This window comes from Pseudoduganella sp. RAF53_2, assembly GCF_052113985.1.
In the GTDB taxonomy this organism is placed as follows: domain Bacteria; phylum Pseudomonadota; class Gammaproteobacteria; order Burkholderiales; family Burkholderiaceae_D; genus Rugamonas.
On the sequence record NZ_JBFRDW010000156.1, the window covers coordinates 1 to 10,119 of the forward strand.

Annotated in this window: 10 protein-coding genes and 1 pseudogene; 6 read left to right on the plus strand and 5 right to left on the minus strand. The window is 64.3% G+C overall.

All coding sequences use genetic code 11. From position 1 onward, the window contains the following. Positions 1 to 325 (plus strand): response regulator (locus tag AB4Z11_RS11535; protein WP_442025392.1); only part of this gene is annotated, 325 nt, incomplete at its 5' end. On the opposite strand, the gene AB4Z11_RS11540 is transcribed toward AB4Z11_RS11535, so the two are convergent. After that, complete coding sequence (locus AB4Z11_RS11540; protein ID WP_442025393.1) at positions 315 to 809, minus strand: hemerythrin domain-containing protein; 495 nt, start codon at positions 807 to 809, stop codon at positions 315 to 317. The two genes, AB4Z11_RS11535 and AB4Z11_RS11540, sit on opposite strands and share 11 nt — an antisense overlap. Before the next feature lie 157 nt (positions 810 to 966). On the opposite strand from AB4Z11_RS11540, the gene AB4Z11_RS11545 reads away from it, so the two are divergent. Continuing rightward, complete coding sequence (locus AB4Z11_RS11545) at positions 967 to 1,623, plus strand: sensor histidine kinase (protein ID WP_442025394.1); 657 nt, start codon at positions 967 to 969, stop codon at positions 1,621 to 1,623. A gap of 87 nt (positions 1,624 to 1,710) precedes the next feature. Here the strand turns inward: AB4Z11_RS11545 and AB4Z11_RS11550 are convergent, their stop codons facing one another. Beyond that, positions 1,711 to 3,006: an NAD(P)/FAD-dependent oxidoreductase gene (locus AB4Z11_RS11550; protein WP_442025395.1), complete on the minus strand. Its 1,296-nt coding sequence runs from the start codon at positions 3,004 to 3,006 to the stop codon at positions 1,711 to 1,713. Positions 3,007 to 3,046: 40 nt separating this feature from the next. Beyond that, a complete protein-coding gene (locus tag AB4Z11_RS11555; RefSeq protein WP_442025396.1) occupies positions 3,047 to 3,508 on the minus strand; it encodes a hypothetical protein in 462 nt (153 codons plus the stop codon). Positions 3,509 to 3,665: 157 nt separating this feature from the next. On the opposite strand from AB4Z11_RS11555, the gene AB4Z11_RS11560 reads away from it, so the two are divergent. The 4 genes from AB4Z11_RS11560 to AB4Z11_RS11575 are packed head-to-tail and all read left to right on the plus strand — an operon-like array spanning position 3,666 to position 8,235. After that, positions 3,666 to 4,103 (plus strand): MarR family winged helix-turn-helix transcriptional regulator, encoded by a 438-nt coding sequence (locus tag AB4Z11_RS11560; RefSeq protein WP_442025397.1) that lies wholly within the window; start codon positions 3,666 to 3,668, stop codon positions 4,101 to 4,103. Further along, positions 4,100 to 5,608 (plus strand): DHA2 family efflux MFS transporter permease subunit, encoded by a 1,509-nt coding sequence (locus tag AB4Z11_RS11565; RefSeq protein ID WP_442025398.1) that lies wholly within the window; start codon positions 4,100 to 4,102, stop codon positions 5,606 to 5,608. The genes AB4Z11_RS11560 and AB4Z11_RS11565 overlap by 4 nt, the downstream gene beginning before the upstream one ends. A 9-nt stretch (positions 5,609 to 5,617) precedes the next feature. Then, entirely contained in the window at positions 5,618 to 7,069 is a 1,452-nt protein-coding gene (locus tag AB4Z11_RS11570; protein WP_442025399.1) for an efflux transporter outer membrane subunit, read from the plus strand. 5 nt (positions 7,070 to 7,074) lie between these two features. After that, positions 7,075 to 8,235 (plus strand): HlyD family secretion protein, encoded by a 1,161-nt coding sequence (locus AB4Z11_RS11575; protein ID WP_442025400.1) that lies wholly within the window; start codon positions 7,075 to 7,077, stop codon positions 8,233 to 8,235. Positions 8,236 to 8,271: 36 nt separating this feature from the next. Here the strand turns inward: AB4Z11_RS11575 and AB4Z11_RS11580 are convergent, their stop codons facing one another. Then, on the minus strand, positions 8,272 to 9,867 hold the full coding sequence (locus AB4Z11_RS11580; protein WP_442025401.1) for a hypothetical protein: 1,596 nt from the start codon (positions 9,865 to 9,867) through the stop codon (positions 8,272 to 8,274). A gap of 107 nt (positions 9,868 to 9,974) precedes the next feature. Continuing rightward, a pseudogene (locus AB4Z11_RS11585) lies at positions 9,975 to 10,119 on the minus strand (AsnC family transcriptional regulator); the annotation flags it as partial.

Here is a 10,119-nt window from a genome sequence, read left to right on the forward strand (position 1 = left end):
CAACTGCTATGGCTACGAGGTGCATCATGCGGCCGACGGCTTGCAGGGCTTGCAGACCGCCAGCAATGAGCATCCCGATATCGCCCTGGTCGATATCGGCCTGCCCGGCATCGAYGGCTACGAAGTGGCGCGCCGCATGCGGGCCAACCCGGACACCCACCACATCAAACTGATCGCCCTGACAGGCTACGGTCTGGCCGAAGACCAGCGCCGCGTGATGGATGCCGGCTTCGACCTGCATCTGGTGAAGCCGGTGGACGTCGAGCATCTGCTGCAGGCCATCGGCGACTGCACGGCCAGCGCGCCCGCCTGCGTCAAGCAGTAGGACGGCGGCCGGCGCCGCCGCGCTGCATGGCGGCCGGCTCCGGCATCACGTAGTCGATTTCATCCTTGCGCGCAGCGATCTGCTCACCCATCGCCTGTAAATCGAGGCCCGCTTTCTTCGCCATCGGGAACATCTCGCCCTCTTCTTCCTTCACGTGGTGGTTGATGTACTCGCCCAGCACCTTGACCTTGGCGTCGTACAGTTCATCGTGCGGGTCCATCTGGCTTAGCTGGGAGATCAGGGCCTTGGCGGAAGCATGCTCCACGGTGGCTTCATCCACCTGGTCTTCCGCTTCCTTGGAGGCTTCACGCACGGCGGGATAAAGGATCTCCTCCTCGGCAGTCGCATGCTTGGTCAGCTCCAGGCAGATCTTGTCGGCCAGCTTCTTCTTGCTGGCAAAGGCGCGGTCGCCCAATCCCTCATATTCCTTGAACATGGCTTTCACATTGGCGTGATCCTGCTTCAGCAGTGCGATGGCGTCCATGGCTTTACTCCTCATTGTCAGGGTGATAAAGCTTCAGCTTGCCCTGCGTCCGCTTGCATGTATGTGCGGCATTTCACCCGAACCTCATGTATGATCGGAGCAATAAAAAACACGCTCCAAAACTATGTCTGTTTCGGGAACCGATCCACAATCTCCAATGCTACGCGCCGCTGAACTGGAAGAGCTGCTGGCCTACGTGCAGGCCAACTGGGACGAACAACGGCGCACCCTGTCGCGCCAGATGCACGATAGCCTTGGCTCTTCGCTGACGGCGCTGACCATGCATCTCGGCCTGCTCACCTCCAAACTGCCGCCCGACCCTGCCCTGCAGGACCGCGCCGCGCAGATGAAGAAGCTGCTGCACACCATCATCGAAACCAACCGCGCCATGCAGCACAAGCTGTGGAACGACAAGCTGGAATTCCTCGGCATCCGTGCGGCCCTCAGCGAAGTGGTCAAGGAATTCGGCGAGGCAGAGCAGCTGGCCGCGCAGTGCAGCCTGCCGGACGAGGAACCGGTCTGCCCGCGCGGCCACGCCATGGTGGTGCTGGCGGCGCTGGAAGAAGCCTTGCGCAATGTAGCGCGCCACGCCAAGGCGAGCCAGGTGGAGGTGGTGGTGGACGACAACGACGAATCCATCATGCTGACCGTGAAAGACGATGGCGCCGGCCTGCCGGAAGGCGGCTACGACTGCTACGCCAGACACGGCCTGCGCAATGTGCGCGAACGCGCCGCCTGGCTGGGCGGTACCCTGGCCATGTCGGCCAACGCACCGCACGGCACCGTCATGACCCTGGTGCTGCCAAAGCCGTAACGGCGGCTCAATGTCCCGCCCGACGTAACGTGGTGCGGCCGCACGATGCGGCGTAGGGCGGATCATCGATCCGCCATGCATGCGCCGCTAATGCAGTTTGACCAGCGGCGTGGTGCGCTTGATGAGGAAACGCGCCAATGCCAGCACGCCGGTGCGTATCGTGCCCAGCACGGCCTTGTGATGCATCAGGTGCAGGCTGACATACATCAGCCGCGCAAAAAAGCCTTCCACGAACCAGTTAAAGCCGCGCAGAGAGCCCATCAAGCTGCCCACTGAGGTGGACTGGCCGAAGGACACCAGCGAGCCATAGTCCCTGTATTCATAAGGCTTGCCGCTTGGCGCCCGGCCTTTCGCCTGGCGCAGGAAAGCATCCAGCAGATAATCGGCCTGCTGGTGCGCGGCCTGTGCACGGGGCGGCACCGGCTTGCCGTCGGCGCCGATGCAATAGGCGCAATCGCCCAGTGCGTAAATGTTCGGGTGTTCCCTGACCTGCAATTCGCCCGTCACTTCAAGCGCGCCGCTCTTGGCGGTCGGCAGGCCGAGTGATTTCAGCAAGTCAGGCGCCTTGATGCCGGCGGCCCACACCGTGATATCGGCGGGATAGCTTTGCTCACCCACGCTGACCTTATCCGGCGCAATCGCCGTCACGCGGCAATCCGTTACGACCTTGATACCGCGTTCATCCAGCAGCTTGAGCGCCGCCGAGGAAACGCGCTCGGGCAGCGGCGCCAGGATGCGCGGCGCGCCTTCCAGCAGGGTGATGCGGACATCCTTCATCGGTTCCAGGTGGCCGAAGCCATAAGCGGCATACACGCCGCTCGCTTCGCGCAGCTCGGCCGCCAGCTCCACGCCGGTGGCGCCCCCGCCGATGATGACCACGTCCACGCCTTGCGTACCTTGACCGCCCTTCTCCAGCGCAGCCTTGGTCAGCAGCTTCAAAAGCGTCAGGCGGAAGCGTTCGGCGTCTTCGGTGCCGTTAAGGGAAATGGTGTACTCCTGCGCGCCCGGCACGCCGAAGTAATTGGAGGTACTGCCAATGGCCAGCACCAGCGATTCAAACTGGATGCTGCGCTCAGGCAGCACGGTTTCGCCGGCCTGGGTGGTGATGGCGCCGACGTGAATGGTGTTGGCCGCCTTGTCCAGCGWGGTCAGGCCGCCGTAGACATAGGTGAAGCCATTGTCGTGGGCCAGCATCTGGTAGGACAAGCCTTCCTGGTGGATGTCCAGGGTGCCCGCCGCCACTTCATGCAGCGAGGGCTTCCAGATGTGGTACAGGCGGCTGTCGACCAGCATCACCTGATCGGGACCCAGCTTGCGTCCCAGTTTGCAGGCCAGCTCCAGGCCGCCCGCCCCTCCTCCTACGATCACGAATTTGCTTTGCAAACGGTTCTCCCGGATGGTTGGCGGCGGCCTGCGCCGCAGTTTAGTCGTCGTGCTTGCCGTGGCCCTTGCCGTGGCCTTTGCCGTGACCGCGGTCATGATCGCGATCGTGGTCGTGGTCATCGCGGTCATGGTCGCGGTATTCGCGGCGCTCGTACTCGCGCTCATGCTCATGGCGGTAGCGCGGCGAGTAGTCGTTCACGTACCAGTCTTCACGCACGAAATACACATTACGGCCGCAGGCGTTATAAGCGGCGCAGTGCTTGGACCAGTGCTTCTGGTGGCCAGGCGGCACACGCAGGTAAATCGGTTCAGCGATATAGCRCACCGGACGCTGCACGATGACCGGCTGGGTGTACACCACCGGTGGCGGGGCCATATTGCCCAAGTCGATCCGGCCGTAGAAACCCGGCTGGCCGACGGTGACGGAAACACCCACGTCAGTGGCGAAGGCGGAGGTGGAGAGTGCCAGCAAAGCGGCGGCGGCGAGGATCTTCGTTTTCATAGCGTCATTATAAGAGTTGCAGGTGGATGAACCGATTACATTGTAACTAGGCAACAGGCAAATGGTATGTGCGCCAACGCACAGAGTTGGTAGCTGGCAACACGATTCCTAAAACATTGCTATACTAATGGTTAGACATCTAACCATTTGCTATCTCATGGATCTCGAAGAACGCTTCTCGTACGCCCTGCACAACACGGCACGCGCCTGGCGGCAGGAAATCGACCGCCGCCTGAAAGACCTGGGCCTGAGCCAGGCCAGCTGGATGGCCATTGCCACCCTGGCCAAGGCCGAGCCCCTGTCCCAGACCGAACTGGCCTCCCGCCTCGGCGTGGAAGACCCGACCATGGTTTCCATGATCGACCGCATGGTGAAAGCCGGCTATATGGCGCGCCAGCCGTCCGAAAAGGACCGCCGCGTCAAGCTGGTGCACCTGACCGATGAAGGCCGCGCCATCTACCAGCGCGTGAAAGCTGCGGCCGATCCCGTCCGCCGTGAGCTGCTGTGCGATGTGGACCGCGCCGAACTGGAACGCGTGACCGTGCTGCTGGAATCGCTGAATGCACGCCTGAACCAGACGGACGGCTGCGCATGAGCGAAGTACAACACAAGGGCATGATCACGGTGTCGATCATGCTGGCGACGATTATTCAGGCGCTGGATGGCACTATCGCCAACGTGGCGCTGCCGCATATGCAGGGCAGCCTGTCGGCCTCGCAGGACCAGATCACCTGGGTGCTGACGTCCTTCATCGTGGCCGCGGTCATTGCCACGCCGCTGACCGGCTGGCTGTGCGACCGCTTCGGACAGAAGCGCATCTTCCTGWTGTCGGTGGCGGGCTTCACGATTGCGTCGGTGCTGTGCGGGCTGTCGATGTCGCTGGGCCAGATCGTGGTGGCCCGCCTGCTGCAAGGTGTCTTCGGGGCAGCCCTGGTGCCGCTGTCGCAAGCGACTCTGCTCGACATTAACCCTCGCGAGAAGCACGGCTCCGCCATGGCGGTATGGGGCATGGGCGTGATGATCGGGCCGATTCTCGGACCTACCCTGGGCGGCTGGCTGACAGATAGCTATAACTGGCGCTGGGTGTTCTTCATCAACGTGCCGGTCGGCGCGCTGGCCTTCTACGGCATCTGGCGCTACATCAAGGCCACTCCGGCGCCGCGCAAAATGCGCTTCGACGCCTTCGGCTTCATCACGCTCAGTCTCGCCATCGGCGCGCTGCAGATGCTGCTGGACCGCGGTGAACAGAACGACTGGTTCGGCTCCACCGAAACCTGGGTGGAAGCGATCCTGCTGGCACTGAGCTTCGCCTACTTCGTCGGCCACACACTGACCACGGCGCCCGGCAAGTCCTTCCTGGATTACCGCCTGCTGAAGAATGCGAACTACGTAAGTGGCCTGATGTTCATCTTCATCGTGGGCCTGGTGCTGTTCGCCACTCGTGCGCTGACGCCGACCATGCTGCAGGGCCTGATGGGTTATCCGGCTGCGGTGGCGGGCCTGGTGACCGCGCCGAGTGGACTGGGCACCATGATCGCGATGCTGGTGGTGGGCCGCCTGGTCGGCAAATTCGACGTGCGCCTGCTGCTGGGCACCGGCTTTGCCATCACGGCCTTCTCGCTGTGGCAGATGAGCCATTACACGCTGGTGCTGTCGCGCTCCGACATCGTGTGGCCGGGCGTGATCCAGGGCCTCGGCCTTGGCCTGGTGTTCGTGCCACTGAGCGCCGCGACCTTCGCGACGCTGGCGCCGGAGATGCGCGCCGAAGGCACGGCGATCTATAGCCTGATTCGCAATATCGGCTCCAGTATCGGCATCGCGCTGGTGCAGACCCTGCTGGTGCGAAATACGCAAACCATGCACGCTTCGCTGGCCGAGAAAATCAATATCGCCAACCCGGCGCTGCTGGATAACGTGGCCACTACCGACGCAGCCAATCTGCTGAACAACGAACTCACGCGGCAGGCTTCGATGGTCGCCTACGTGAACGACTTCTGGCTCATGACGTTGCTGACGCTGGCCGTCATTCCGCTGCTGATACTGATGCGCCCCGCAGCCAAGCAGGCACCGGCGGACGCGGCCCATGCGGCCATGGATTAAGAAAGGAAGATGATGTTGAAACTAACCACGCTGGCCTTGGCGCTGGGCCTTGCACTGGCGGGCTGCGCGAGCATCCCCGCCGAGCGCGACCGCCTGCCGCAGCGCGATGTCGCCAAAGCCGAACTGCCCTCCTCCATCCATCTGGCCCGCGAAGGATGGCCGGAAGCCCAATGGTGGAAGGCCTACCATGATGCGCAGCTCGAACGCCTGATCGACAGCGCGCTCGCGTCCTCGCCGACGCTCGATACGGCCGCCGCGCATATCGGCGCCGCGCAGGCCGCCTTTGCGCGCAGCAGCGCGGAGCTGGGCTTCGACACTTCGCTGAACGCGAGCGCCAACCGCCAGCGCTATTCGGCCACCGGCCTGTTTCCGGCGCCCATCGGCGGCGCCTGGTTCACCGAAGAGACGCTGCGCATGGAAGCGCGCTACCACTTCGACTGGTGGGGCCGAGACAAGGCGGAAATCGCCGCCGCTGCAGGCGAACTGAATGCGCGCCACGCGTCCTACGCGGGCGCGGAACAGGCACTGGCGGCTGCCATCGCCGAGCATTACTTTACCTTGCAGTCCGGCTTCGCACGCCGCGCCAATTTGCTTGCGCAGCTGGCGGAACAGCAGGCCATGCTGCAGGACAAGGCCAAGCGGGTCGCACGCGGCCTGGCCACGGCCGATGAGCAGCGCAGCGCCTCGCTGCAAACCAGCCTGCTCGAAAAAGAACTTGCGCAGCTCGATGCCGATAACGCCGTCGAGCGCGAAGTATTACGAGCCCTGCTGGGCGCGGGTGGCGGCGAGGCCGGTGGCACCGACGCGCTGGTGGCGGACATCAAGCCCGTGCCGGTGCAGCCGGCACCAGCGGCACTACCGGCCCGCCTCGGCATGGAACTGCTGGCGCGCCGACCGGACCTGCAGGCGCAGCGCTGGCTGGTGGAAGCATCGCTGGGCCGCGTCGATGCGGCGCAGGCAGCCTTCTATCCGGACATTAACCTGACCGGGGCCGTCGGCCTGAATTCGGTATCGCTGTCGCATCTGTTGCAGGCGCCGAGCCGCACCTTCTTCCTCGGCCCGACGCTGTCGCTGCCGCTGTTCGACAGCAAGCGACTGTCCGCCCAGCTGGCCGGCGCGCGCAGCGAGCGCAATATCCTGGTGGCGCAGTACAACGAGGCGGTGGTGAAAGCGGTGCAGGAAGTGGCCCAGGACACCCTCAATCTGCAAGGCGTGGAAGCCCAGCTCGCGCAGCAGCGGAAAGCCAGCGCCGACGCCCAAGCCCTGCTGCAAAGCGCCGAAACGCGCGTTGCGCACGGCCTGGCGGACAACAGCACCGTGCTGGCCGCGCGCCAGTCCGTGCTGCGCCAGCAGGAAACCGAGTTGCGCCTGCAGCACGCTCAGTTGCTGGCGGAAGTATCCCTGATCCATTCCCTCGGTGGCGGCTATCGCGGCGATGCCCCTCCTATGATTACGAAATAAGACTCATGAACACGACGACCAACACGAGCAATACCAGCAACGGCAAACGCAAAACCGTCATGGCTGCGATCACGGTAGCCTTCCTCGTCGCAGGCGCGGCTTACGCGATCTATTACGCGACGGTGCTGTCCAAGGAGCAGGAAACCGATAACGCCTACGTGGGCGGCAATCTGGTGACGCTGTCCTCGCAGGTAGCGGGCAATGTGGAAGAAATCCGCGCAGATGAAACGCAGCTGGTGCAAGCCGGCGCACCGATCGTGAAGCTGGATGCAGCCGACGCCGACGTCGCGCTGCGCCAGGCGGAAGCGAAACTGGGCGCCGTGGTGCGCCAGGAGCGCCAGCGCTACGCCGATGCGGCGCAGTACGATGCCGCTGTCGCCCAGCGCAAGCTGCAACTGAAGATCGCCCAGGACGACCTGGCACGCCGTGCACCGCTGGCGGCCGATCACACGGTGTCCGGTGAAGACGTAGCGCACGCCAGGCAGGCGGTGGACAATGCGCAGGCAGCGATTCTCGTGGCGCAGAAGCAGGCCGACGCCGCGCATGCCGGCGTGGCGGGTGTGGATGTATCCGGCCACCCCGCGGTGCAGCAAGCCCGCGCCGATTACATGGCGGCCTGGCTGGCAGCGCGCCGCAATACCATCCTGGCGCCGGTGACGGGCTACGTGGCCAAGCGCAGCGTGCAGGTCGGCGCGCGCGTGGCGCCGGGCAATGCCCTGCTCTCCATTGTGCCGCTGGACCAGCTGTGGGTGGACGCGAACTTCAAGGAGTCCGAACTGCGCGACATCCGCGTCGGCCAGTYTGCGCTGATCGAAGCCGATATGTATGGCAGCAAGGTGGAATACCACGGCAAGGTGCTGGGCTTGTCGGCCGGCACGGGCAGCGCCTTCTCGCTGCTGCCGGCGCAGAACGCGACCGGCAACTGGATCAAGGTGGTGCAGCGCGTGCCGGTGCGGATTGCGCTCGATCCGAAGGAGCTGGCGGCGCATCCGCTGCGTATCGGCTTGTCGACCACCGTGAAAGTGGATATCCGCGATACCAGCGGCCCGGTGCTGGGTGCGCCCTCGCCTGCTGCGCCGGTGTATTCCACCAAAACGCTGAACCAGCCGCTGGATCAGGCGGCCGTCGCGGCGGACGGTATTATCAAGCACAATCTGGTGCGCTAGTCACGGCGGATCGATGATCCGCCCTACGTCCTTGATTCAGATGGCGGCGCCCAGCGCCGCCTGCAGTTGCGCGATGTGGCCACGGGCCTGGCTGATGACTTTGTCGGCGATGCGCTTGCGCATATTCTGCACGCGGCCGGCGGCTTCGGCTTCCAGCAGCAGAGGCGTCAGCAGCTGGCGCGCCGATTCGTGGAAGCTGGAGGAAATGCGGTCCAGCTGGCGGCCGATGGTCAGTTCCGCTTCCTTCAGGCGCTTGCCCAGTTCTTCTTCAAAAGCGCGGCGCTTGTCTCGGATTTCCGAGCGCTTGCGCTTGCCCACGTCCGAGAACCATTTCACTGCCCCGGCCAGCAGCACGGCGCCGCCGACAAAGGGCGCAGCCGGCGCCACGGCAGGCACCACGACCGCCACGCCGAACAGATAGGCCATGGTGCCGGTGCCCGCAGCAGCCACGGCGCTGCTCATCAGGGTGATGTTGGCCGCCGAATCGACCGTGTTGGCGACGCGCGTGCCGATGCGCATGCGCGGCATCAGGCGCGCCAGCGCGACATGGTGCTGGCGCACAAAGGCGCTGGATGGGGTCATGCGGATGTCGGACTGGAATAGCGCGAGGTCGTGATTCAGCAGGTCCAGCGCTTCCTCCTTGCGGCGCACCACGCGGTCCAGGCGCTTCTCCATCACTGTGCCGAATTGCTCGCGGCTGATGCTGTTCCAGACTTCCTCATCTTTCCATTTGTCGGTATCGAGCCGCTCGGAGATCGCCAGTTCGATGGTGTCGCCGGCATCGTGGACGGCGTCCTCGATGTCTTGCGTGAGGGTGCGGCGCTCGTAGGCGATGCGCGCATCGACCAGGGCCAGGCGCTGCTGCACTTGCTGACGCAGCTGTTCGGCCGTGGCTTGCAGGCTGTCCGCGGAGGCGGCGCAACTGAGCATGGCGCCGGCGTGTTCTTCATAGGTGGTAATGCCCTGGCTGATGGCGGCCACGGCGCGCTGCACGGCGGCGACCAGCTCGTCCTCGCCCATCAGGCCGCCGTTGTAGCCGCGGGCGTGGTCAAGCAGCTCCGTCTGGCCGGTGTTGCGGCCGAAGTCGGCCACGGCGTCCACCAGGCCGCGGCCTTTGACCAGGGCGCGCGCCTGAGAGCCAATGGCACGCAGCAGACGGCGTTCCTGTTCGGGCGGCAGGCCGTACAACAGTTCGGGACTGAGCTTGACGTCGAGGGCCTTTGCCACGCGCTGCGCCATTGGACAGGACTTCGTGCCTTGCAGCGCCAGCAAAGGTTTCATCAGCACGAAGGCGGACCTGCGCACGGCCAGCTCGGTGCTCTCGCTGGCACGCGACAGCGCGTTCAACGCCCAGTCCAGCGTGACGCCGGATTCGATGGCGTTCAGCAGCACCGCAGTGAACACGGCGGACGCCTTACCCTCGCCGGCGATATCGGTCACCGCCGCGAACTGCGCCAGGGTCATATTGCCGTCCGCGGCGGCAATCGCGCCCACCGCGCGGGCCAGCGCAGAAGTGAAGCTTTGATCGGAGGAAAGGTGCTCGTCGAGTGAGCGGATGGAAATGGCTAATTCCGGCACGCCCGCCCGGGCAGCCGATGGCGTAAAGCTGGCGGTTCCGTAATTGCTTTGCACAATACCCCCGTTCGCGATGCCGATGCTGTCATTATTCTAATCCAACCCAGCAGCACGCAGCGCGCACGGAACGTTATTTTGCGAAGCCGGCGATCAGGGCGCACGCACTATTGCGCGGCTTCGGTCGAGAGGATCAGGGTTTCCTTGATCTCCTCCATCACGACATAGCTCTTGGACTGCGCCGCGCCGGGCAGGTTCAATAGCATGTCGCCGAGGAGTTTACGGTATTCGGCCATTTCGTGGATGCGGGCT